The sequence below is a fragment of the Haloarcula sp. CGMCC 1.2071 genome (genome assembly GCF_037078445.1).
Taxonomy (GTDB): Archaea; Halobacteriota; Halobacteria; order Halobacteriales; family Haloarculaceae; genus Haloarcula; species Haloarcula amylolytica.
Genome location: NZ_JAYMGY010000001.1, coordinates 334150 through 356341 on the forward strand (window position 1 = coordinate 334150; position 22192 = coordinate 356341).

The 22192-nt window shown below is 65.0% G+C and carries 23 protein-coding genes; 14 read left to right on the forward strand and 9 right to left on the reverse strand.

Annotation, left to right across the window (positions count from 1 at the left end; translation table 11 throughout):
- Positions 1 to 40 precede the first annotated feature (40 nt).
- From pth2 to psmB, 3 genes are all read left to right on the forward strand, one after another.
- Positions 41 to 379, forward strand: coding sequence for a peptidyl-tRNA hydrolase Pth2 (gene pth2, locus VI234_RS01665; RefSeq protein ID WP_004591375.1), 339 nt, complete (start codon positions 41 to 43; stop codon positions 377 to 379).
- 69 nt (positions 380 to 448) lie between these two features.
- Positions 449 to 1183, forward strand: a complete 735-nt coding sequence (psmA, locus tag VI234_RS01670) for an archaeal proteasome endopeptidase complex subunit alpha (protein ID WP_008312539.1) — start codon at positions 449 to 451, stop codon at positions 1181 to 1183.
- Positions 1183 to 1875, forward strand: coding sequence for an archaeal proteasome endopeptidase complex subunit beta (psmB, locus tag VI234_RS01675; protein ID WP_336329079.1), 693 nt, complete (start codon positions 1183 to 1185; stop codon positions 1873 to 1875). The genes psmA and psmB overlap by 1 nt, the downstream gene beginning before the upstream one ends.
- 56 nt (positions 1876 to 1931) lie before the next feature.
- Here psmB and VI234_RS01680 read toward each other — a convergent pair whose 3' ends face one another.
- The 5 genes from VI234_RS01680 to tenA form a co-directional block, all read right to left on the reverse strand.
- On the reverse strand, positions 1932 to 2327 hold the full coding sequence (locus VI234_RS01680; protein WP_008312541.1) for a universal stress protein: 396 nt from the start codon (positions 2325 to 2327) through the stop codon (positions 1932 to 1934).
- Between the two features lie 83 nt (positions 2328 to 2410).
- Positions 2411 to 2539, reverse strand: a complete 129-nt coding sequence (locus VI234_RS01685) for a hypothetical protein (RefSeq protein WP_008312542.1) — start codon at positions 2537 to 2539, stop codon at positions 2411 to 2413.
- Positions 2536 to 4044, reverse strand: coding sequence for a sodium:solute symporter family protein (locus tag VI234_RS01690; RefSeq protein ID WP_336329080.1), 1509 nt, complete (start codon positions 4042 to 4044; stop codon positions 2536 to 2538). The genes VI234_RS01685 and VI234_RS01690 overlap by 4 nt, the downstream gene beginning before the upstream one ends.
- Positions 4045 to 4809: a TenA family protein gene (locus tag VI234_RS01695; RefSeq protein WP_336329081.1), complete on the reverse strand. Its 765-nt coding sequence runs from the start codon at positions 4807 to 4809 to the stop codon at positions 4045 to 4047.
- A complete protein-coding gene (tenA, locus tag VI234_RS01700) occupies positions 4806 to 5465 on the reverse strand; it encodes a thiaminase II (protein ID WP_336329082.1) in 660 nt (219 codons plus the stop codon). The genes VI234_RS01695 and tenA overlap by 4 nt, the downstream gene beginning before the upstream one ends.
- A 196-nt stretch (positions 5466 to 5661) precedes the next feature.
- Here tenA and VI234_RS01705 point away from each other — a divergent pair, with 196 nt between their 5' ends.
- The gene (locus VI234_RS01705; protein WP_008312547.1) at positions 5662 to 6585 is read left to right on the forward strand and encodes a thiamine-phosphate synthase family protein; all 924 of its coding nucleotides are present in this window, start codon (positions 5662 to 5664) and stop codon (positions 6583 to 6585) included.
- A 21-nt stretch (positions 6586 to 6606) separates the two neighbouring features.
- On the opposite strand, the gene VI234_RS01710 is transcribed toward VI234_RS01705, so the two are convergent.
- The gene (locus VI234_RS01710) at positions 6607 to 7578 is read right to left on the reverse strand and encodes a C-terminal binding protein (protein ID WP_336329083.1); all 972 of its coding nucleotides are present in this window, start codon (positions 7576 to 7578) and stop codon (positions 6607 to 6609) included.
- 159 nt (positions 7579 to 7737) lie between these two features.
- On the opposite strand from VI234_RS01710, the gene VI234_RS01715 reads away from it, so the two are divergent.
- Both VI234_RS01715 and VI234_RS01720 read left to right on the forward strand, forming a co-directional pair.
- Positions 7738 to 9144 carry a short-chain fatty acid transporter gene (locus tag VI234_RS01715; RefSeq protein ID WP_336329084.1) on the forward strand — a complete coding sequence of 469 codons (1407 nt, stop codon included), beginning with the start codon at positions 7738 to 7740 and terminating at the stop codon, positions 9142 to 9144.
- Positions 9145 to 9222: 78 nt separating this feature from the next.
- On the forward strand, positions 9223 to 10572 hold the full coding sequence (locus tag VI234_RS01720) for an MFS transporter (protein ID WP_336329085.1): 1350 nt from the start codon (positions 9223 to 9225) through the stop codon (positions 10570 to 10572).
- 13 nt (positions 10573 to 10585) lie between these two features.
- On the opposite strand, the gene VI234_RS01725 is transcribed toward VI234_RS01720, so the two are convergent.
- Positions 10586 to 10714, reverse strand: coding sequence for a hypothetical protein (locus tag VI234_RS01725; protein WP_255518322.1), 129 nt, complete (start codon positions 10712 to 10714; stop codon positions 10586 to 10588).
- 145 nt (positions 10715 to 10859) lie between these two features.
- Here VI234_RS01725 and truD point away from each other — a divergent pair, with 145 nt between their 5' ends.
- The 4 genes from truD to VI234_RS01745 all read left to right on the forward strand — a co-directional run bounded on the left by truD (position 10860) and on the right by VI234_RS01745 (position 14659).
- Complete coding sequence (gene truD, locus VI234_RS01730) at positions 10860 to 12242, forward strand: tRNA pseudouridine(13) synthase TruD (protein WP_336329086.1); 1383 nt, start codon at positions 10860 to 10862, stop codon at positions 12240 to 12242.
- Between the two features lie 71 nt (positions 12243 to 12313).
- A complete protein-coding gene (locus tag VI234_RS01735) occupies positions 12314 to 13009 on the forward strand; it encodes a phosphoribosyltransferase (protein ID WP_008312558.1) in 696 nt (231 codons plus the stop codon).
- 393 nt (positions 13010 to 13402) lie between these two features.
- A complete protein-coding gene (locus tag VI234_RS01740; protein WP_336329087.1) occupies positions 13403 to 14065 on the forward strand; it encodes a ribonuclease H in 663 nt (220 codons plus the stop codon).
- Positions 14066 to 14398: 333 nt separating this feature from the next.
- Positions 14399 to 14659, forward strand: a complete 261-nt coding sequence (locus tag VI234_RS01745) for a hypothetical protein (protein WP_008312564.1) — start codon at positions 14399 to 14401, stop codon at positions 14657 to 14659.
- A gap of 283 nt (positions 14660 to 14942) precedes the next feature.
- Here VI234_RS01745 and VI234_RS01750 read toward each other — a convergent pair whose 3' ends face one another.
- Together VI234_RS01750 and VI234_RS01755 are read right to left on the reverse strand one after the other, a co-directional pair.
- Positions 14943 to 17195, reverse strand: coding sequence for an NADP-dependent malic enzyme (locus VI234_RS01750; protein WP_336329088.1), 2253 nt, complete (start codon positions 17193 to 17195; stop codon positions 14943 to 14945).
- 171 nt (positions 17196 to 17366) lie between these two features.
- Positions 17367 to 19280, reverse strand: a complete 1914-nt coding sequence (locus tag VI234_RS01755; protein WP_008312568.1) for a methyl-accepting chemotaxis protein — start codon at positions 19278 to 19280, stop codon at positions 17367 to 17369.
- Between the two features lie 128 nt (positions 19281 to 19408).
- Between VI234_RS01755 and VI234_RS01760 the strand changes: the two genes are divergently transcribed.
- From VI234_RS01760 to VI234_RS01775, 4 genes are all read left to right on the forward strand, one after another.
- Positions 19409 to 19897, forward strand: a complete 489-nt coding sequence (locus VI234_RS01760) for a COX15/CtaA family protein (protein WP_008312570.1) — start codon at positions 19409 to 19411, stop codon at positions 19895 to 19897.
- Positions 19898 to 19961: 64 nt separating this feature from the next.
- Positions 19962 to 20759, forward strand: a complete 798-nt coding sequence (locus VI234_RS01765) for a basic amino acid ABC transporter substrate-binding protein (protein ID WP_008312571.1) — start codon at positions 19962 to 19964, stop codon at positions 20757 to 20759.
- A 3-nt stretch (positions 20760 to 20762) separates the two neighbouring features.
- Positions 20763 to 21443, forward strand: coding sequence for an amino acid ABC transporter permease (locus tag VI234_RS01770; RefSeq protein WP_014040983.1), 681 nt, complete (start codon positions 20763 to 20765; stop codon positions 21441 to 21443).
- Positions 21440 to 22192 carry an amino acid ABC transporter ATP-binding protein gene (locus VI234_RS01775; RefSeq protein ID WP_014040982.1) on the forward strand — a complete coding sequence of 251 codons (753 nt, stop codon included), beginning with the start codon at positions 21440 to 21442 and terminating at the stop codon, positions 22190 to 22192. Before VI234_RS01770 ends, VI234_RS01775 begins: the two co-directional genes overlap by 4 nt.

A 22192-nucleotide genomic window follows, 5' to 3' on the forward strand; every position in this document is an offset into this window, starting at 1 on the left:
AGTCCGACGGGCGTTTAAGTACGGGTAGCCATGTAATCGTATGAAGCAGGCTATCGTCGCGCGGGCCGACATCGGCATGGGCGAGGGCAAGCTCGCCGCCCAGGTTGCCCACGCCTCGCTGTCGGCCTACGAGGACGCCGGCCCGAAACCCCGCAAAGCCTGGAAAGGCGCGGGGCAGAAGAAAGTCGTCCTGAAGGCCACCAGCGAGTCCGAACTGTTCGAACTCGCGGACGTGGCCGAGCGCGAAGGCCTGCCGCATGCGGTCGTCCGGGACGCCGGCCACACACAGCTCGATCCGGGGACCGTCACGGCCCTCGCCGTCGGCCCCGCCGAGGACGAGCTGGTGGACCGCGTCACCGGCGACCTGCCGCTGTTCTGAGGGCAGCGGCCCGCGATACGGTTATATAAGAGCAACCCTAACCTCAGGTGAACAACAACACGATACATCATGCAAGGAAACGAACAACAGGCCTACGACCGCGGGATAACCATCTTCTCCCCGGACGGACGCCTCTATCAGGTCGAGTACGCACGAGAAGCCGTCAAGCGCGGAACCGCGAGCGTTGGTGTCCGCACCGAAGACGGCGTGGTCATCGCTGCGGACCGCCACGCCCGGTCGCCGCTCATCGAGCGCGACAGCATCGAGAAGATCCACGAGATCGACTCCCACGTCGGCGTCGCCAGCGCGGGCCATGTGGCCGACGCGCGCCAGCTCATCGACGTAGCCCGTCGCCAGGCCCAGGTCAACCGCCTGCGCTACGACGAGCCCGCCTCCGTCGAGTCGCTGACGAAGGAGATTACGGACTACATCCAGCAGTACACCCAGACCGGCGGCGCACGCCCGTTCGGTGTGGCGCTACTCGTCGCCGGTATCGAGGACGGCGAACCCCGGCTGTTCGAGACAGACCCCTCGGGAACGCCCTACGAGTGGCAGGCAGTCGCCATCGGCGGCTCCCGCGAGGACATCCAGACGTTCCTCGAAGACGAGTACGCCGAGGAGATGGACCTCGAAGCCGGCATCGAACTCGCGCTCCGGGCGCTGGCCTCGGTCAACGAGGACGGCCTCGACGCGACCGGCGTCGACATCGCCACTATCGACGTGGAGACCGAGCAGTTCCAGAAGCTCTCGGAAGAGGACATCGCCGAGCGCCTTGAAGAGTTCGAACTCGGAGGTGAGAACTGATGTACGACCCCGAGAACCGACTGACCGACGCCCACGAACCCGAGGTCGGCAACCTGCCGAACGAGGATGGCGGCCGCGACGAGGAGAACGTCGTCAAGACCGGGACGACGACCGTCGGCATCGCGACGGAGAACGGCGTCGTCATCGCGACGGACCGCCGCGCCTCCCTCGGTGGCCGCTTCGTCTCGAACAAGCAGGTCCAGAAGGTTGAGCAGATCCACCCGACGGCCGCGATGACGCTGGTCGGCAGCGTCGGCGGGGCCCAGTCGTTCATCCGCTCGCTGCGCGCCGAGGCCGACCTCTACGAGGTCCGCCGCGACGAACCGCTCTCGATTCACGCGCTGGCGACGCTCGCGGGTAACTTCGCCCGCGGCGGCCCGTACTTCGCCATCAATCCCATCGTCGGTGGCGTCGACGAAGAGGGCAGCCACGTCTACAGCGTCGACCCCGCTGGCGGCGTGCTCGAAGATGACTACACCGTCACTGGCTCCGGGACGATGGTCGCGACGGGGACCATCGAAGGGCAGTACGACCCCGAGATGAGCCTCGGCGAGGCCCGCGACCTGGCCATCCGCGCGGTCAACGCCGCGGCCGAGCGTGACACCGGGTCCGGCAACGGTGTCGTGCTCGCGGAAATCACCGGCGAGGGCGTCGAGATCGACGCCTTCGACGACTACGAGTCGGCCGAATAACTCGGCTGCCTCGGCTTCGGTTTCTTTGCAGTTAGTTGCCAACGGCCAGTGGCTACTCACTCCCGCGGAACGACCCGCATCGGGTAGTCTGACTGTCGCATGATATTTTGGGCGACGCTGCCGAAGATGAGGCGGTCGGTCTGGCTCCGTTTGCGGACGCCGATGACGAGTTCGTCCGCATCGACCTCCTCGGCGATGTCGAAGATATCCTCAGCCGGGCTGTTCCCCCGGATTATCTGGTAGGTCTCGACGGACACCTCGTCGCCCAGACGATCCGAGACGACTTCGAGCGCGGCCTTCCCGTCGGCAACCGCATGCGGTGGCGTCCTGTCTCCGCCCGGCTGTGAGTTGACCGCGTACACGCTGTCGTCCGGGTCGAGGACGCCTTCGAGGTACGAACACAGTGTCTGGCTGACTGTCTCGGAGTTGGTTGCGAGCACGAAGGTCTGCATATGCGACGTTCCTCACCCATCATGATAAGTATGTGTCTTGTTACCACGAAACGTCGTATATCCGGACTCTCACGGTCGCCGGACTACTCGGTCAGGACCAGCCAGCCGACGGCGAGGAAGACGGCGAGCACGAGCAGAATCGATCCCCAGGCCAGCGCCGCGAACGCCGTCGATCCGAGCGCGGCCAGAGGGAGGATGGCTGACGGCGTCATTGCTCGGACCCCCCGTCAGCCACCGGGTCGTCGAGCGCGCGGACCTCCCGTCCGAGGCTTTCGAGGTCGGCGTCGGCCCCGCCCAGCAGCGTCGCAACAACGGTGAGGGCTGCCGAGACGAGCGTCGCGCCGGCGAAGGCAATGAGGAACGACGGCGCTGGCAGCATACTCCCGACGCCCGGTATCGCGGCTATGAGGCCACGGAGCGACGGGAAGTACGTGAACCCGACGAGTAATCCTGCGATGCCAGAGACCAGCGCGCCCGGTCCGGTGAGCCGCTCGGTGTAGAGGCCGGCGAGGAAGGGCACGAAGACGCCGGCGGCCAGCAGGTCAGCTGTCAGGAACAACTGGAGGACGCTGTACCCCTGCGCGCCGATGAACATCGCGGCGAGCGCGACGGCGACCGTCAGCCCGCGCCCGCCCAGCCACAGGGTCCGCTGGTCGGGGTCGTCGAGCAACCGGGCAAGGTCGGCCGTGACGACGCTGGCGATAGCGTTGAACATCGTGTCGGCTGAACTCATCACAAGCAAGACGGCGAGGACGACGATGGCGAGGGTCACCCACGTCGGGAACGCCTCCGCGACCACGAGGAAGAAGGCGATACTGGCGGAGCCGGATTCGGTGAGACCCAACCCCGCGGCGGCGATGCCGAACAGGCCGGCGAGCAGGAGCATCGGGACGACGACGACGGCGGCGATGCCAAGTCCGCGGCGGAGGGCGCGCTCGCCGTCAGCGGCGTACACCCGCTGCCAGACACCCTGATTCAGCATATTCGCGCCCAGCAGGGCAAAGGCCACGTACAGTCCGAACTCCAGACCGGGGCCGAACCCGGGGTCGAGCAGCGTCGGATCGGCCGACACTACCGTCGCGTGGAATTCGCTCGTGCCGCCCAGTGAGAGCAGCGCGCCGCCAAAGCCCACCGCCAAGAGCGGGAGGATGACCAGCGTCTGGACGGTATCGGTGACGATGCTCGCCAGCAGGCCGCCGTAGGTCGTGTAGACGAGGACGAAGCCGCCGATGAGCACCGAGGTCTGCCAGAGGGGGACATCTGCAACGAGCGCGAGCGCGCCGGCGATGCCGGTCATCTCCGCGGCGAGGAAGATGAACATGTAAAACACCGAGACGAGCAGGACGAGCAGGTACATCCCGGACCCGAAGCGGGCGTAGGCGAACTCCGTCAGCGAGTGCCCCGCGGGCATCACCTCGCGGATGCGAGCGCCCACCGGAATAAAGAGGAGGAGCGGAATCGCGCTGCCGATGGCGTAGCCCAGCACGGCGGGCAGCCCACCGAAGGCGGCCCCGGCCTCGGCGGGGCTCAGCAGAATCCAGACGCCCATCATCGACGCGATGACCGTCGCAGCGAGGGTCCCGCTGCCGGCTGAGTCGCGGGCCGAGATGTAGGTCTCAACAGAGTCAATGCGACCGCGGGCGGCGAAGAGGCCGATACCGGTGAACACGAGCACGGTCGCCGCGGTCAGGCCGAGAACAATAGCTGAGGAGACCATCTACGGACTCACCTCGTGGCCGGGCGTCTCGGTGGTTTCTCCGTAGGCCGTCTCGAAGAACTGTCGTTCGAGCGTGACCGTGCGGTCGAACAGCGACGCGACGCGGGCCTCCCGGCGGGGCGAAAGCGTCGGCCCGACGGCGTCGAGTTCGCCCCGGAGCCAGTCGACGAACGCGACGAAGGAGTCGACGGCGTGGAGGTCCACCCATTCGGCTAAATAGAAGGGGAGTCCCATCCCCGCGCTGGGGAGGCCGTCGCTGTCCGGGTCGCCGTGGGTCGCCGCGGCCGCCGTCGCCCACGACTCGTATATCCACTCTGCCGGGACGAGGACGGCCAGCGTCTCGGCGTAGCCCCCCTCTCGGGCGGCACGAGCGAGCAGGTCGATGAACGCCCTCGTCGCCGGCGTCTGCTCGGGGTCTTGCCAGCGCGAATCTTCGACGCCGAGTGCGGCAAAGGAGCGCTCGAAGTAGTCGTCTTCCTCGTCGGTCACGGTATCGAGGAACTCCACAAACTGGCGTTTGGCGGCCATGTCCGGGGCCTGCCCGACCGCGTGGCCGAACGTCCCGACGAGTTCGCCGACGAAGGCGTAGTCCTGTACCAGATACGCGGCGAACGCGTCCTCGTCGAGCGTGCCGGCCCCGAGTTCCTCGACGAACCGGTTCCCAACGGCGGCGTCCCAGTCCGGCTGACTCTGCTCGCGGAGCCAGTCGGTAAATCGGGGATCGTCGTTCTCTTCGGCGTACTCTGAGTACGTCTCGCCTGTCATAGCTCCCACCCCTCCTGCGTGTAGGCCATCTCCCAGAACCGGTGTTCGAGTTTCGCGCTCGTGCGGAACGCGTCTTCCATGGCGTCGTGTTGGCCAGGATAGCGCTCGCCACAGCGGTCGACGTACGCCCGACACCAGCCCGTCGCCTCGCGGAAGTCGTCGCTGGTGTACATCTCGATGAACGGCGTGTACTGGTGCTCGCCGTCGGCCAGGTCGGCCATGTGTTCGGCCACGTCGAGGTACCCCTGCATACAGGGGTACAGCGCGGCGGCGATCTCCGCCTCGTGGCCCTCGTAGGCTGTCCGAACGAGGAAGTTCGTGTACGCCAGACAGGTCGGAGTCTTCTCGGTAGACTCCAGCTCACGACGCGAGATGCCGTAGTCCGACGCGAACTCCCGGTGGAGGTCCATCTCGGTGTCGAGCACCTGATGGGCGACCCCGAGAAGGTGCGTCATCGTCGACTCGTCGTTTGCCGTCGCGCCGGCGAGCGCGAACAGCCGCGCGTAGTCCTGCAGGTACCGGTAGTCCTGTTTCACCCAGTGCTCGAACGCCGCTTCGTCGAGCGTCCCGTCGGCCAGTTCGCGGACGAACGGGTGGTCCTTCTGTGCGTCCCAGATGTCTTCGCCGGTGTCGAGCAGGTGGTCGCTGAACGCCATTGGTGGCCAACACAACAACCTCCGACGTATTATATCCTGCTAATACAACCAAGTTGTAACGAGGTGCTCCGTGACGCACACGGCGAACTCCGAGCACGAGCGGGCCCCTCCGGCTGTCTGCTTCCACAACGACGCAGTCGACCGGCAGCTTTCGTAGTCCAAACTGCTAAACGAACCACGACCCTCACTTCTGGCAATGACACTGCAGTTGCCGAGCGAAATCGTGGTCGAGCGATTTCTCCCGACGGCCCGGGCGATGCTCGCCACGGAACTCGACGAGAAGGGCTGGACCCAGCAGGAGATCGCCGACCAGCTCGGAGTGACACAGGCCGCAGTAAGCAAGTACGGCAGCGGCTCGGTCACCGTAGAAGAGCGATTTCGAGAGGATGCCCGGATGCAACAGACTATCGAGCGGATCGCCGACGGGCTGGCCGCGGGCGAGATGGACGAGTTCGCGGTGCTTGGCGAACTGCTCGCCCTGGTACGGGAGTTCGAGGATAGGGGGCCGATCTGTGCGGTCCACGAGGAGGAGATGCCGGCGCTACAGGGGATGGGCTGTGACCTCTGCGTTCGGGGGACAGATACCGCCGTGGAAGCGGAACGGGCCGTGCTGTCGTCGGTCCGGCGAGCCACGCGACTGCTGGCGGACAGCGCCGTCGTCGTCGACGCCATCCCGAACGTGGGGATGAACGTCGGCATGGCGCTGCCGGACGCCGGAGACACCCTCGACGTGGCGGCAGTTCCCGGCCGAATTCACGACCTACGGGGACGGGTCAACGTCCCGTCGAACCCCGAGTTCGGCGCGTCGGAACACGTCGCGCGGACGATACTGGCCGCGATGGCCGTCGACCCTTCGCGCCGGGCGGCGCTCAATCTGAGCACTGCCGAGTCGCTCCTCGATGCCGCCCACGAGCAGGGCATCGAGCCGCTGGAGTTCGACGCTGGCTACGAGGACCGGGACGAACGGCTCGAAGCGGCCTTCCGCGAACGCGGTGACGTCCCCCGTGTCATCTACCACAGCGGCGCGTTCGGCATCGAACCGATAACCTACGTCTTTGGCGAGTCGGCGCTCGAGGCGGCCGAACTTGCGGTCGAACTCCTCGGCGCAGTCGACACATAACCGTCTCGGCCGCCGAGACCGTCAGAACCAGCCGGTCTCGGGGTCGACGGGGTTCTCCGGTTCCTCGCCCCGCAGGACCCGGATGACGTCTTCGGCCACGGTCTGTGTCAGTTCGACCCGGGACGCCTCGGAGTACCACGCGACGTGGGGGCTACAGACGACGCTGTCGAGGTCGTGCAGCGGCGAGTCACCGGGCGGTTCCGCCTCGCGAACGTCCAGTCCGGCCCCGCCGAGGTCGCCGCTGGTGAGCGCGTCGTACAGCGCCGTCTCGTCGACGAGCCCGCCCCTGGCCGTGTTCACGAGCAGCGCGTCGTCGCGCATCCGGTCGAGCGCGTCCGCGTCGATCATCCCCCGAGTCTCATCGGTCAGCGGGGCGTGCAACGAGACGATATCGGAATCGGCCAGCAGCGTCTCGAACGCGACCGGCTCGACGCCGAGGTCGCCCATCCGGTACTCGGGCGCGTACGGGTCGTAGGCGACGACGTCCACGTCGAACCCCCGGAGCTTCGCGGCGAACCGGCTGGCGAGCTTGCCGAAGGCGACGAGGCCGACGGTGCTGCCGGCGAGGCGACGGATCGGCTGCCCGACCGACCACTCCCACTCGCCGCGCTTGACCGAGCGGTCGAACGTGGGTATCTTCCGCAGGCAAGCGAACACGAGCGCGAACGTGTGGGTCGACACCTCCTCGACAGAGTACTCCGGGACGTTGACGACCGCCACGCCAGCGTCGACCGCCGCCCGTACGTCGATGTTGTCCACGCCGATGCCGGCCCGGCCCACCACCTTGAGCGAGTCCGCGGCGTCGATGACTTCGGCCGTGACCTGTGTACCGGCGTCGACGATCAGCGCGTCCGCGCCCTCGACTGCGCGTGCGACAGCCGCCGGCTCTTTCGCCCCTGTCGTTTCGACGGTCGCATCGACCGCGTTCAGTACCGCCGCCCGTGTCTCCCCGTCCATCACCTTGGTGTCAGAGACGACGACTTTGTATGACATACTCTGGCTTGCTTCGGACCCGAGATAAAATCATCTGTCAGGATCGGTCCGGTCGTCGGAATCGCGTCACAGGACTGTGGTTGCACAGCGGTGACTAGCGGAGAACTGACAGAATAGTAGCAAACTTTTATGATATATTCGCGAGGAGGTGGCAACAGTATGTCGGCTGGTAACACAAATGAAACCTCCCTCGAACGTATCGGCTATCGACTCTCCGCGTGGGTGGAACGGTGGATGCCCAGTCCGTTCCTGTTCGCGCTCATCCTCAGCTACGTCGTGTTCCTGGCCGGCGTCGGCCTCACCGGGTCCGGCCCCGTCGAGATGGTCGGGTTCTGGTACGACGGCTTCTGGGCCTTCCTGACGTTCTCGATGCAGATGGTCCTCATCCTGATGACGGGCTTCGTCGTGGCGTACCATCCGCGTGTCAACGCCGGTATCCGCCGGCTGACGGAGCTTCCCAACACCGGGAAACAGGCGGTCGTCCTCGTCGGATTGCTGACGATGCTGCTCGGCTGGATTCACTGGGGACTGAGCCTCATCCTCGGGGCTATCTTCGCCCGAGAGATGGGCAAGACCGCCCACGAAAACGACATCGACGTCCACTATCCGGTCCTCTGTGTCGCGGGCTATCTCGGCCTCGGCCTCACCTGGCACTGGGGGCTGTCCGGGTCCGCGCCGCTATTGCTTGCGACTGAGGGCAACGAGTTCATTCAGCAGGGCGTCATCGACGTCGTCGTCTCCGCCTCCGAGACCATCTTCCACCCCTACGGCCTCATCCTGACTGGCCTGTCGATAGCCTACGCCCTCGTCGTCCTCTACGTCATCACGCCGACCGGTGACCAGGCGCGGGGCATCACGCACTACATCCCCGAAGACGACCTGTTCGAATCCGCGAGTGACGGCGGCGTGGAAGCGACCACCGAGCCGTCTCCGCAGGTCCCGGCCGAGCGCATCAACCACAGCCGCGTCCTCGGCGGGATTATCGGCCTGACCGGCATCGCGCTGGTCGTCTCACAGTTCGTCCAGTCCGGCATCGACGCGCTCGGGCTGAACATCGTCAACTTCGGCTTCCTGACGATTGGCATCTTCATCTACATGGACCCACAGACCTACCGGGAGAAGTTCGGCGAGGCGGCGACCGCCGCGTCGGGCATCGTGTTGCTGTTTCCCTTCTTCGCCGGCATCCAGGGGATGATGGCCACCTCCGGGCTGGCGCAGTTGATGGCCAACGCGCTCATCTCGGTCTCGACGCCCCAGACGTTCCCGGTCATCGCCTGGCTCACGGGCGCGACGGTCAACATCTTCGCGCCCTCCGGCGGCGGCGAGTGGATCATCCTCGGTCCGCCGATTCTCGAAGCCGCCCAGGACCTCGGCGTCCCGGTCGGGCAGGCGACGATGGCCTACGCCGTCGGTGACGCCCACACGAACCTCCTGAACCCCTTCTGGGCGCTCCCGCTACTCGCCATCACCCAGATCAAGGCCCGGGAGATGTTCGGCTACGCTATCGCGATGTTGCTCGCGCTCACGCCGTTTCTGGCGGTCGTCCTGTTCGTTCTCCCGTACTGAGCAGGGACCCGGCGGGACAGCTACGGCTGCTTGCCCCTTCTTCGAGCGTTAAGTTGTTGGGGAAACTGCACTCGGATAATGGCAACCGAGACGGGAGCCGAGGAGGACGTGGACCTGCTCGACTCCTTCCGCCAATTCTTTGCGCTGGAGCGGGACGTACTGGTCCTGTCGCTGTCGATGCTGGCCTTTAGCCTCGCGTTTCAGATGACTAGCCGGTACATCCCCGAGTACATGCGTCTTCTGGGGGCCAGCGCCGGCGTCATCGGCCTCTACGGGAGCGTCGGGAACCTCATCAGCGCGGTGTACCCCTACCCCGGCGGCGCGGTGTCTGACCGCATCGGCTCGCGGCTGGCGTTGACTGCTTTCGCGACGCTGGCGACGGTTGGCTTCGGCATCTGGTATCTCGCCTCAGTCGTCGGCGACATCACGCTCGGCACGACAACGCTGCCGGCCTGGACGCTCGTGTTCGTCGGGCTCTTTCTCGCACAGGCCTGGAAATCCTTCGGGCTGGGCGCGACCTTCGCCATCGTCAAGCAGAGCGTTCCGCCACAGCGGCTTGCGATGGGGTTTGCCAGCACGGAGATGTTCCGCCGCATCGGGTTCCTGCTCGGGCCGCTCGCCGCTGCGGCGCTGCTCGCGACGACTGCAACCTTCGTCGACGGCTTCCAGCGCGTGCTGCTGGTCGCGCTGGCCTGTGGCCTCGTCGCCACTGTCGCCCAGCACGTCCTCTACGACGCGGGCGAGGACACGCTCGGGAAGTCCTTCGAGGGCATCGACCAGATACTCGCCGACCTGCGGACGATGCCGGCGACGCTCCGGCCGCTCTTGGTCGCCGATACGCTCGTCCGCTTCGCCAACGGGATGGTGTACGTCTTCTTCGTCATCGTCGTCACCGAGTTTCTCTCGGTGGGGTTCACCGGCTTCGGCGTCCAGCTTCGGCCCGACGCCTTCTTCGGCGTCCTACTGGGCGTCGAGATGGTCGTCGCCATCGTCTCGATGGCTCCCGTCGCAAAGCTCACCGAGTGGGCCGGCCTCAAGCCTGCTGTCGCGCTCGGCTTTCTCGTCTACGCCGTCTTCCCGCTCCTGCTCATCTTCGCGCCGGACGACCAGTGGGTGCTGGTGCTGCTGTTCGCGTTCTCGGGCCTGCGATTTGCCGGCCTGCCGGCTCACAAGGCGCTCATCGTCGGCCCGGCAGAACAGGACGCCGGTGGCCGCGTCACCGGGACCTACTACCTGCTTCGGAACACGCTGGTCATCCCCAGCGCCGCGCTCGGCGGCTGGCTCTACGGCAGCGAGTGGGCCGTCTCCGTCGGTGGCGTGGCGCTACAGGCCGGCCCGGAACTGGCCTTCGGCGTCGCTACAGTGGTCGGCCTCGCCGGTGTGGCCTACTTCATCGCCTTCGGCCGAGAGTTCGAGGCCTACAGATAATCGCCGCGTCGGCCTACCACTCCTCGCGCGGCGGGAACTCGTCGCCACAGCGTGGACAGTACCGCATCGGCGCGCGGGACTCCTGACCGTCCCTGTCGAACGTTATCTCTCGTCCGCAACTCTCACATGCTAGCTTTGGCATCGTGGTGCTCTCCGGTCGCCCGCATAGCCACGACCTACTCACAGGTAGTATGTGTGCCGTGATAACACTAGGTACCAGCTGCGATATGGTCGATAGCGAGTCCGCAAACGCCAGCCCTAAGCGCCGACCCGCAAACAGCCACACAATGCAAGCGGCCCACCCAATCGAGCGAGCGGTCGGTATGGAGTACTACGTCAGCGACGCCGACGGGGTGGGCGGCCACCTCCGCGCCTCCCCCGCGGATTTCCGCGTCCGGGAACTGGAGGCGTTCGGCACCGAACCGGTCGACGCCGACACCGGCGCGTATCCGCATCTCGTTTTCCGGGCGGAGCTCCGTAACTGGGAGACTAACGACTTCGCCAGCAAGCTCTCCGACCGGCTGGGCATCTCCCGCGAGCGGGTGTCGTGGGCGGGGACGAAAGACAAGCGCGCGGTCACGACCCAGTTGTTCTCGGTAAAAGGAGTCGCGGCCGAGGACCTGCCGGAAATCGGCGGCACGGACATCGAGGTCATCGGCCGCGCCGGCCGCCCGATTCTCTTCGGCGACCTGGCGGGCAACGCCTTCGAGATCGTCGTCCGGGACACCGAGAACACCGACAACGCCGCCAGCGTCGTGGCGGACCTTCAGGCGTTCGCCAGCGGTGACGACACACTGTCGGGCGGCGACCAGTCGGGCGATTCCGCACTGCCGAACGGTGACACGACGGTCGGCGTACCCAACTACTTCGGCCAGCAGCGGTTCGGATCGCGCCGGCCGGTCACCCACGAGGTCGGGCTGGCAATCGCCCGCGGCGAGTGGCGGGACGCGGTCCTCGCCTACGTCGGGAACCCGAACGAGCGCGAACCGGAGTCGACGCAGGCGGCGCGAGCGTACGTCGACGAAACCCACGACTGGGCCGGCGCGCTGGACGAACTGCCCGGTGCGCTGGGCTACGAACGCTCTATCTGCCACCGGCTGGTCGAGAACGGGGCCGACGAGCCGGAAGATTTCCGCGAGGCGCTGGAGTCGCTACCGTCGAACCTCCAGTCGCTGTTCGTCAACGCCGCCCAGTCCTACGTGTTCAACCGCATCCTCTCGGAGCGGTTAGAGCGGGGGCTCCCCTTCGACCGCCCGGTCGAGGGCGACGTGGTCTGTTTCCGGGACAGCGACGCGCCCGAGGACTTCCCGATTCCGGACGCCAACCGGACCCAACAGGTCACGGCAAAGCGGCTCTCGACCGTCGAGCGCCACTGCGAGCGCGGCCGAGCGTTTGTCACCGCGCCGCTGGTCGGGACCGACACCGAACTCGGCAGCGGTGAGCCGGGTGCTATCGCCCGTAAGGTGCTCGACGATGTCGGCCTCGAACAGAGCGATTTCGACCTCCCGGGGGCGTTCGACAGCGACGGGACGCGGCGGGCCATCCTGCTCCGAACGGACCTCGGTGTCGAGCGAGACGACGCCGACCTGACGTTCTCGTTCTCGCTTCCGAAGGGAAGCTACGCGACGGTGCTTCTCCGGGAGTTCCGGAAGGGAGACCCCGACACGTAGCGGGCCACTCAAGGCTCGGTAAATGACGCGGAATATGCAACGGTTAAGTCCGGCCACACACGCCATCTCGTATGGGCGAGCTACCGGACGAGTTCTCGTGTACCATCACCGACTGGGAGTACATCTACGGCCTCTGCCGGGACGTGGCCGACGACGTGAAAGCCGCCGAGTTCGAGCCCGACGTGGTCGTCGCGCTGGCGCGGGGCGGCTGGTTCGGCGGGCGCTGTCTCTGTGACTTCCTCGGGCTGGACGACTTGGCAAGCCTGAAGGTCGAACACTACGTCGGGACCGCCGCGAAAGGCGAGGAGGCACAGATCAAGTACCCGCTGGCCGACGGCGCAGTCGAGGGGAAGGACGTGCTGGTCGTCGACGACATCGCCGACACCGGCCAGTCTATCGAGACGGCCGCCGAGTGCGTCCGTGACCGAAACCCAAGCAGCGTCCGGACGGCGACGCTCCAGTTGCTCCAGACCAGCGACCACGAGCCGGAGTTCGTCGGCGAGCGCCTCGACGAGTGGACCTGGGTCGTCTACCCCTGGAACTTCGTGGAAGACATGGTCGAACTCGTCGCGGGCGTGATGGCGAAGAGTGGTCAGGAAACCCACACCGAGGACGATATTCGCCAGTTACTGCGGGAGTACCACGGCGTCAGCCGCACGAATCTAGAGATCGCACAGCCGAACCGACTTGGCGAGGTCACGACCGAGATGGAGCGGCGCGGCGTCGTCGAATCGGTCGGCGACGGCTGGCAACTCACCGACGACTGAGGATGTTCGACGGGAAGGGACGACAGGAGTCACTCGAATCCGCTAGTCTCGCCGCTCACTATCGCTAGTCACTCGCGCCTGCTAGTCACGATAAAAATACGGTCAGCGACGGGTGCGGCCGTCGTCCCGGACGTACTCTAACGCGCTGACGAACTGCTCTTTGTCGACCCGGCCTTCCGCCTCTTCGAGTCGTTCACGAATTTTCGTCGGAGTCATGTGTATTGGTAACATGGGACTGCGTCGATATAACTCTTTCTCACCCGCCAACAGATTCGATGTGAGCACGGGTCTGAACTGGCCGGTGAGCCGGACAGTAGACCGCCAAACCGCCGTACCGGGACGACACCCCCGTCGAGGGAATATATTTAATACCCCGCTTACCCAATAGAAACTATGGCCGCTTACGGCCGGCCGTCACTTCGAGACCTGTTCGATGAATCACCGACGCCGCACATCGCGCATCCGCCGCGGAGTCACCATCGAGACTTCTACATCGCCACAGACGGGTCGTTCAGACCCCACGGCGGTACGACATCACCCGACAGCGAGTCAGGCGGCCCGACAGGCGGGCTGGGTGTCGTCGTCGAAACGCTCGACGGTGAGCGCGTCGTCAGGCTGTCTGTCCCAGATACCTGCCCCGACAACAACGTCGCGGAGTACCGGGCGCTCCATCTGGGGCTCGACGTGCTTGCGAGACGGGCCCCGCCCAACGCCCGCGTCGGCCTGCTCATCGACCACGACCAGCTCGCCGAGAACGTGAACGCGGAGGTACTGGCCTCCCATGGCTCCGCCTACGACCCGCCACACTCCGTGTCGGTCCCATCGGCGACAGGGCTGCACTGGCGCGGAATTCAGGCACGTATCAACGGGTTCGGCGAGGTCCGTGCCGCGCGGATCTCCGGCGACCGAAACCCCGCCCATCCGCTGGCGAACGCACCCGACCAGTATGCGCACGTCAACGGCGAGCCGGACCGGTGTGTCCTCCCCGACGCGCCGACGGTAAACGAACGCGTCCCGCCGCCGTCACGCGCGGAGCGTGGCGGCGCATCTGACTGACGGAGCGCACCGGCACCCCTGCCGGCCACAGTATCCCATTCTTTCACACCGCTGCCGACAGTAGCACGTAGCCGTAGCAGCCCCTCGACCGGCACGCAGCTGTCGTCCCTGAAATATCACATACGACCGCGATTCTGTGGAGAAATCTGACCACAGCCAGAAATCATCGTAACTGGTGGTTCCGAGGATCTCTGTCAGTCACGTTTCACAGTAGATAATCTCTATAAGTTATGCAGATAGTTGGGGCCATTCCAGCGTACGTTTGGGGAACGTCACACAGACCAAATTTTATGTATTAGAAATGGGATAGTATACAGTGGGAGGTGAGCAACGGTGAGTACCAGAACTGACGGACCGGACGGTTTCAGCGGACAGTACGTCGAGCAGCAGTTGCCGCGTCAGTCGCCGACGCGGCACGACCTCGTTCTCGCCGTCATCCCCGCGGTGTTCGTGCTTACACTCGTCGCTGCGGTTGTTCTGGACCTCTCGCTTCAGGCGGCAATCGCTGGCGGTTCACTTGTTGGCGCTGTGGCGGTCGTCGATGCACTCTTCCTCCACCCACCGACACGCGGTCGACGGCGAGACGATACGTGACATCGCGTTCCGGCGACGGGCCTGAACGCTATGTTCTGACGGATGATTCCGACCTAGCTCGAAAAAAGCAGTCGCTAGTCGTTACTCCTGCTGTGCGTCGACGACAGCGACGCCCGCAAGGTTCACGATGTCGCTACCACCTTTTTCAGCGTCGGGTGTGCTCGCAGCACTCGCACACCACTCCTCGAAAAACGTGGTTCTCGTGAGCGGAGCGAACGAGGGCTCGAAAGACGAGGGCAGCGAGTCTTTCGGCGGCGAAAAACGCTCGCTACGCTCGCGTCGATTACTCCTGTTGAGCGTCGACGACGGCGACGCCCGCGAGGTTCACGATATCCTTGACCTCGTCGCCGCGCTGGAGGACGTGGACCGGCTTGTCCATGCCCACGAGCATCGGTCCGATGGCCTCAGCGCCGCCCAGTCGCTGGAGGAGCTTGTAGCCGATGTTCCCGGCTTCGAGGTTGGGGAACACGAGGACGTTCGCGGGGTCGTCGAGTTCGGAGAACTCGTAGGTGTCTTGCAGGATGTCCTCGACGACGGCGGTGTCGGCCTGCATCTCTCCGTCGACCGGGAAGTCGACGCGGTCGTCGTCCTGCAGGCGCGAGACCGCCCGGCGGATCTTCTTCGTCCCGGGGTTGTCGACGCTCCCGAAGTTCGAGTACGACAGCATCGCCGCTCGCGGTTCGACGTTGAACCGACGGGCCAGTTCCCCGGTGTGGCGGGTGACCTCCTCCAGTACGTCCGTGTCGGGGTCCTGATTGACTGTGGTGTCAGCACAGAAGATGACGCGGTTCTTGAACGTCAGCATGTACACACCGGCCGCGTAGTCGGCGTCGTCGGCCGTGCCGATGACCTGCAGCGGCGGGCGCAGGGCCGAGGGGTAGTGGTGGGTGAGCCCGGTCAGCATCGCGTCGGCGTCGCCCATCTCGACCATCACGCTGCCGAGGTAGTTCCCGTCCCGAATGAGTTCGTCGGCTTCGCGGCGGGTGATGCCTTTCCGCCGGCGGAGTTCGTACAGTCGGTCGGCGTAGTCTGCCACGTCGGCTGTCTCGGGGTCGACGACGACTGGGTCGAACTCCAGGCCGAACTTCCGGCGCGTGGACTCGATGCGGTCGGCGTCACCGATGAGGACCGGTTCGGCGATTCCCTGTTCGACCAGCTGGTAGGCCGCGCGGATCATCTTCTCGTCGTGACCCTCGGCGAGTACGACCCGCTGGGGGTCGCTCTTGGCCTTGTTGAGCACGACGCGCATCATCTCGCGGGACTTGCCCAGCCGCGCTTCGAGCTCTTCGACGTAGGCCTCCGTATCGATATTCGTCCGTGCTGCGCCACTCTCGATGGCGGCCTCGGCGACGGCGGGGGTCACCTCGAACAGGACCCGCGGGTCCAGCGGTTTCGGGATGATGTAGTCCGGGCCGAACTGCAGGGGCTGGTCGCCGTAGGCCTTGACGACCTCGTCGGGCACGTCCTGCTTTGCGAGGTCGGCCAGCGCGCGGGCCGCTGCGACTTTCATCTCCTCGTTGATTTCGGTCGCCCGCACGTCGAGTGCGCCGCGGAAGATGAACGGGAACCCGAGGACGTTGTTGACCTGATTCGGGTAGTCCGAACGGCCGGTCGCCATGATGACCGTGTCGTCGCGGGCGGCCTTGGCCGACTCGTAGCCGATCTCCGGATCCGGGTTCGCCATCGCGAAGATGATGGGGTCGCTGGCCATCGACCGCACCATCTCCTGGTCGACGATGCCGCCGACGGAGAGCCCGACGAACACGTCGGCCCCGTCCATCGCGTCGGCGAGGTCGCCCTCGGGGATGTCGCGGGCGAACTCCTGTTTGAATCGGTTGAGTTCCTCGTGGGTCGCTCGTTCCTCGGTGATGATGCCCGAGGAGTCACACATCGTTATGTTGTCCTTCGAGACGCCCAGGGAGACGTAGAACTTCGCCGAGGCGATAGCGGACGCTCCGGCCCCGGAGAAGACGACCTCCAGCTCCTCCAGGTCCTTGTCGGCGATGTCGGCCGCGTTGACCAGCGCCGCGCCGGAGATGATCGCGGTCCCGTGTTGGTCATCGTGGAACACCGGGATGTCGAGTTTCTCGCTGAGTCGGCGCTCGACCTCGAAACACTCCGGGGCGGCGATGTCTTCGAGGTTGATACCGCCGAAGGTCGGCTCCATCGCCTCCACCGTCTGTATCATCGCCTCGGCGTTGTCCGTGTCCAGCTCCACGTCGAACACGTTGATGTCGGCGAAGCGCTTGAACAGCACGCCCTTCCCCTCCATGACCGGCTTCCCGGCTTCCGGGCCGATGTCGCCGAGGCCGAGCACGGCGGACCCGTCGGAGACGACGCCCACGAGGTTCCCCTTCGCGGTGTACTCGAAGGCCTTCTCGGGATCTTTGTCGATCTCCTCACACGGTGCGGCCACGCCGGGCGAGTACGCCAGCGAGAGGTCACGCTGTGTGTTCGTCGGCTTCGTCGTCGCAATCTCTATCTTCCCCGGCGGCTTGCTCCGGTGGTACTCCAGTGCGTCCTCGTCAAGTCCCATACCAAGACGTCGAACCCAACTGTAAAAAAGACAAGTTTACCGTCAACGGACGAGCGGTACAACGACGGTTGTCGAATGTCGCCTTGTTGCAGCGGTTTTTGCCCCGGTCGTGTCCCACCAATTGGAAAACACCCGCCGCCGGGGACCCGCCCGATGGACCGGCCGCGGACCTCAGTTCGTGTTGGTGAGTTCGCCGACCCGGTCGGTCAGTTCGGTGACCGCCTCTTCCTGTCGGTCGGTCGCTTTGACAATCTCTTTCGTCGCCGTTTCGGCCTCCTGAGCGTGGTTCTGTGCGTCTTCGACCATCGAAGTCACGTTCTCGATAGCGCTCGCTTGGTCGTCGTTGGCGTCGGCGACTTCCTGGATGCCCCTCGTCGCTTCCTCCACAGCGTCGGATATCTCGTCCAGCGCATCCAGGGCGTCCGCGATCTCGGATTCCGCGTGCTCGACCTGCTCGTGGGACGTCTCGACCATTTCGGCTGTCTCGGACGCCTGGTCCTGAATCGTGGTGATACTCGTCGATATCTCGGACGCGTACTCGCTCGTCTCGTTAGCGAGCGTCTTCACCTCGTCAGCCACGACAGCGAACCCGCTCCCGCTTTCGCCGGCTCTGGCCGCCTCGATGTTGGCGTTTAGCGCGAGCATATTCGTCTGCTCCGCCACGTCGGCGATTATCTCGACGATCTCACTCACTTCGTCCATCTGGTCGTCGAGGTCTGTGACGGTGTCCACGAGGTCTTCGCTCGTCTCGGCGAGCCCGTCGGTAACGTCCATGACTGCTTCACCGGCGTCTGACCCGTCTTCTGCGGCCGCCTTCGCGCGCTGTGCTGCCGACGCCACTTCGCTAGATGTCGCGGCGACCTCCTCCATCCCGGCCCCGATATCCTGGATGTTGTCGGCCGCCTGGGTGAGGGAGTCGGTCTGTTCGGCAACCCGGCTCTCGACGTCCTCTGCGGACGAATTCGCCTGCTCGATAGTGGTCGCAAGTTGCTGCGCCTGTGCGTCCACCTGGTCCGCCAACTGCTCGACCTGTTCGGCCATGTCGTTGAGCGAGCCGACGACCTCGTACAGCTGGTCGTCGACGTACTCGCCGCCGTCGGTCCGGTCGAACGACGCCCGGGCGTCGAGGCGGCCGTTCTTGAGCGCGGCCATGGTCGATTTGATCTCATCGACCAGACTCGTCACGGCCTCGTGGCGGTTGGCCTCGTCAGTCCGGTCCTGGACCATTTCGACGACCGCGATGAGTTCGCCGTCGTCGTCGTAAATCGGGGCGGCGCTAAAGGAGATGTGGCGTTCGTTCCCGTGCTGGTCGGCCATCACGCTCGTGTCGCGGTACAGCGTGAAGTCCTCGTCCTCGACCTTCGGCACGTCGTACTCCGTATGGGTGGTCTCCGGGGCGTCGAGAACCTTGTCGGCGAGGGTCTTCCCGCGCCGACCGTCTGGATAGAACGCCATGCTCGCCATCTCCATCTCCTTTGCTTCGGCCTCGGAGACGCCGGTGAGGTTTTCGATCGAACGGTTCCAGCTGAGGATATCGCCGTTCGTATCCAGAATAAAGAGCGGTGTCCCGATGTGATGCAACACGCTGTGGTAGTCGAGTCCCGTGCCGGAGCCACTGTCCGCCGCAGAGTCGGTGAACGCATCGACACCGGCCCGGGAGACTGACTGTGTCGTTTCCAGCCCTTCTTGGAGCTCCACCTCGACGGAGTCGATAGCGGCCTGTGCATCCGGGCCGAGTTCGTCCCGAAGCTGCTCGAACGCGCCTTCGACGAGCGATTCGGTGACGAAGCCCTGGGCCGCAATAAACTCACTCTGGCTGATTCCGGCGGTTTCGTATTCGTCGATCAGCGCTCGGAGTTCGTCGGGTTCGAGTTCGAACTGCCGCTCGACGTGTTGGGTCCCGATAGCGGCCTTCTCGGAGTCGTCGAAGCGGTCGTTGAGGCGTGGCGAGTCCGGGTCGATGGCGTCGGCCAGAAAGCGGGTCTGCCCGTCACTCGCGACGAGGCCTCCGTCCGCCCGTCGGGCCGCAGCGTCCGAAGAACGGGACCCCTGGCCGTAGATGTAGGTGCGGATCTGTTCGAACATAAGGTAGCTATGTTACATTCCAGAACACCTGTAGATAAAGATGACTCCGAGAATATCAGTAAAGATAATGATGCTCGCTGGCAAGGCACGAAAAGAGAGCATAAGTACGTGCAACCGAAGATATAGGTATGACCACCCGTTTCCGCCGACTGGTGGCGACGACGACGGTGCTGACGTTCGCACTCATCCTGCTTGGCGTGTACACCGGTGCCATCGGCGCCGGGCTGACCTGTGAGGCACGCTGGCCGTTCTGTGACGGCTGGATGGGTCTGTTCCCCGCAAACTGGGCGAGTTTCGTCGAGTGGTTCCACCGTTTAGTCGCGATGATCACCGGCTTCGGCATCCTCGGTTCGACAATCGCCGCGTGGCGCGGTGAGTACAGCCGGCGGATCAAGCTCGCAACTGCCGTCGCCACGGTCGTGCTCCCGGTGCAGGTCCTCCTCGGCGCGAACACCATCTTCAACTTCGGTGCCACGGCGCAGGTCCTCCACCACGGGGCCGCACAGCTCATCTTCGGCGCGATGGTCGCGGCGACGGCGTGGGCCTACACCGACACGGCGGAGTCACCGTCGGTACAATCGGCCGATACCCAGCACACGGCACGCGCAGACGATTGAACACGAGTACCACCCCCGTGGTTAACACGTAAGATATATTCCGGTCTGTCGTGTGGTGGGGATTATGTCAGACGACGGCCTTTCACGACGCCAGTATCTCTCCACGGTCGGTGGAACCGCAGTAACCGTCTCACTTGCCGGCTGTTTCGGCGGCGGCGGTGGCGGTGATGACGGCACTACCGAAATCACTGCCGGAACTGCACCGGGCTTCCCCCCGTTCGAGATGAAGGAGGACGGCGAACTCGTCGGGTTCGACATCGACCTGCTGGAAGCGGTCGTCGACGAGACCGACTACACCCTGGCCGGCTGGGAAGAGTTCGAGTTCAAGTCCCTGATTCCGGCGCTGACGAACGAGAACATCGACGTGGTCGCCGCAGGGATGACTATCAACGACGAGCGTGACGAGACCATCGACTTCACCGACCCGTACTACAGTTCCAATCAGGCAATCGTCGTCCGCGAAGACGGTGACTTTTCCCCGTCCTCGCTGTCGGACCTCTCCGGACGCCCCATCGGCGCACAGAAGGGTACTACCGGCGAGAGTACGGTTCAGTCGGAGCTCATCGAACCGGGGAACCTCGATGAGTCGAACTACAACTCCTACGGCAACTACGTGCTGGCTGTCGAAGACCTCCAGAACGGCAACATCGACGCGGTCGTCATTGACGAGCCGGTCGCTCAGACCTTCGCCGCCCAGCGCCCGGTCGTCATCGCCTTCACGTACGAGACGGGCGAGAACTTCGGCTTCGGCGTCCGCGAGGGCGACGACGAGTTCACGCAGGCCCTCAACGACGGTCTGTCCACTGTCAGGGACGGGAGCACGTATCAGGACCTGACGAACAAGTGGTTCGGTCAGCAGTAACCGATGCCCCCCCTCCCGTTGCAGAGTGACTGGGCGTTCGTTGTCGGGAACCTCGACCTGCTACTCGTCGGTACGGGTGTCACGGTCGCCCTGACAGCGGCGAGCATCTTGCTTGGCTTTCTGCTCGGGTTCCCGGCGGGAGCCGTCGAGGTGTACGGCCGCGGCCCGCTCAAACGCGCCGTCGAGACAGCCGGCGTCGTGCTCCGCGGGACGCCGCTGCTCGTCATCATTATCCTGCTGTTCTTCGGCCTCTCGGTGTCGAGCAGCGCCTTCGTGACGGCGACTATCGCGCTCGGACTCCGGAGCGCCGCGTATCAATCACAGATCTTCCGTGGCGCGCTCCAGAGCGTCGACGAGGGGCAACTGGAAGCCGCTCGCGCCGTCGGCATGGGCCGACTACAGGCGATCCGTAGCGTAGTCGTCCCGCAGGCGCTGCGCCGGAGCGTGCCCGGCTTCCAAAACGAGTTCACGATCGTCCTGAAAGACACGAGTATCGCCATCGTCATCGGCCTCGGCGAACTGCTGACCGTCGGCCAGAACCTCTACCAGGGCGGTCAGAGCACGGCCGCGCTTGAAATCTTCTTGACTGTGAGTCTCATCTACTTCGTTCTCACGTTCGTGACGAACCGTTCGCTCGACTACGTCGACGACCACTTCAGCATCCCCGGAGGTGAGCGTGCATGAGCGATCCGCTGTTGGAACTCGACGACGTGTACAAGTCCTACGGTGAGGAACAGGTGCTCTCCGGCGTCAGCTTCGAGATGGACGCCGGCGACGTCGACGTGGTCATCGGCCCAAGCGGGAGCGGCAAGTCGACGATGCTTCGCTGTGTGAACCGCCTCACCGAGATTAACGGCGGTGCCATCTACCTCAATGGTGAGTGCGTCACCGATGCCGACACCGACGTGAACGAACTCCGGAAACAGGTCGGCATGGTGTTCCAGGACTTCAACCTCTTCGCCCATCTCACCGCGCTGGGGAACGTCACGCTCGGCCTCCGGAAGGTCCGCGGCATGGACAAGGCGGCGGCTCAGGAGCAAGGCTACGAACACCTCGAACAGGTCGGGCTGCTTGACCAGGCCGACTCCTACCCCGCCGAACTCTCAGGCGGCCAGAAACAGCGGGTCGGCATCGCTCGCGCGCTCGCCATGGACCCGAAGCTCCTGCTGTTCGACGAGCCGACCAGCGCGCTCGACCCGGAACTCGTCGGGGAAGTGGTCGAGGTGATGCGCGACCTCGCTGCCGAGGGCATCACGATGCTCGTCGTCAGCCACGAGATGGGGTTCGCGCGGTCGGCCGCGTCGGACATCATCTTCCTCGACGACGGTGAAATCGTCGAACACGGCCCGCCGGAACAGCTGTTCGAGAACCCGCAGGCGGCCCGAACCGGCGAGTTCCTCAGTCGCCTGGAGACGACCCACGAGGGGGAGTGA

Bases quoted from the DNA above. Each gene is read 5' to 3' on its own strand.
- psmB (WP_336329079.1), top strand. From the start codon at position 1,183: ATGTACGACCCCGAGAACCGACTGACCGACGCCCACGAACCCGAGGTC.
- VI234_RS01710 (WP_336329083.1), bottom strand. From the start codon at position 7,578: ATGTCATACAAAGTCGTCGTCTCTGACACCAAGGTGATGGACGGGGAG.
- VI234_RS01680 (WP_008312541.1), bottom strand. From the start codon at position 2,327: ATGCAGACCTTCGTGCTCGCAACCAACTCCGAGACAGTCAGCCAGACA.
- VI234_RS01760 (WP_008312570.1), top strand. From the start codon at position 19,409: ATGACCACCCGTTTCCGCCGACTGGTGGCGACGACGACGGTGCTGACG.
- VI234_RS01770 (WP_014040983.1), top strand. From the start codon at position 20,763: ATGCCCCCCCTCCCGTTGCAGAGTGACTGGGCGTTCGTTGTCGGGAAC.
- VI234_RS01750 (WP_336329088.1), bottom strand. From the start codon at position 17,195: ATGGGACTTGACGAGGACGCACTGGAGTACCACCGGAGCAAGCCGCCG.
- VI234_RS01740 (WP_336329087.1), top strand. From the start codon at position 13,403: ATGGCCGCTTACGGCCGGCCGTCACTTCGAGACCTGTTCGATGAATCA.
- psmA (WP_008312539.1), top strand. From the start codon at position 449: ATGCAAGGAAACGAACAACAGGCCTACGACCGCGGGATAACCATCTTC.
- VI234_RS01755 (WP_008312568.1), bottom strand. From the start codon at position 19,280: ATGTTCGAACAGATCCGCACCTACATCTACGGCCAGGGGTCCCGTTCT.
- VI234_RS01735 (WP_008312558.1), top strand. From the start codon at position 12,314: ATGGGCGAGCTACCGGACGAGTTCTCGTGTACCATCACCGACTGGGAG.
- VI234_RS01695 (WP_336329081.1), bottom strand. From the start codon at position 4,809: ATGACAGGCGAGACGTACTCAGAGTACGCCGAAGAGAACGACGATCCC.
- VI234_RS01685 (WP_008312542.1), bottom strand. From the start codon at position 2,539: ATGACGCCGTCAGCCATCCTCCCTCTGGCCGCGCTCGGATCGACGGCG.
- VI234_RS01775 (WP_014040982.1), top strand. From the start codon at position 21,440: ATGAGCGATCCGCTGTTGGAACTCGACGACGTGTACAAGTCCTACGGT.
- VI234_RS01690 (WP_336329080.1), bottom strand. From the start codon at position 4,044: ATGGTCTCCTCAGCTATTGTTCTCGGCCTGACCGCGGCGACCGTGCTC.
- tenA (WP_336329082.1), bottom strand. From the start codon at position 5,465: ATGGCGTTCAGCGACCACCTGCTCGACACCGGCGAAGACATCTGGGAC.
- VI234_RS01765 (WP_008312571.1), top strand. From the start codon at position 19,962: ATGTCAGACGACGGCCTTTCACGACGCCAGTATCTCTCCACGGTCGGT.
- VI234_RS01720 (WP_336329085.1), top strand. From the start codon at position 9,223: ATGGCAACCGAGACGGGAGCCGAGGAGGACGTGGACCTGCTCGACTCC.
- VI234_RS01705 (WP_008312547.1), top strand. From the start codon at position 5,662: ATGACACTGCAGTTGCCGAGCGAAATCGTGGTCGAGCGATTTCTCCCG.
- pth2 (WP_004591375.1), top strand. From the start codon at position 41: ATGAAGCAGGCTATCGTCGCGCGGGCCGACATCGGCATGGGCGAGGGC.
- VI234_RS01715 (WP_336329084.1), top strand. From the start codon at position 7,738: ATGTCGGCTGGTAACACAAATGAAACCTCCCTCGAACGTATCGGCTAT.
- truD (WP_336329086.1), top strand. From the start codon at position 10,860: ATGCAAGCGGCCCACCCAATCGAGCGAGCGGTCGGTATGGAGTACTAC.
- VI234_RS01725 (WP_255518322.1), bottom strand. From the start codon at position 10,714: ATGCCAAAGCTAGCATGTGAGAGTTGCGGACGAGAGATAACGTTCGAC.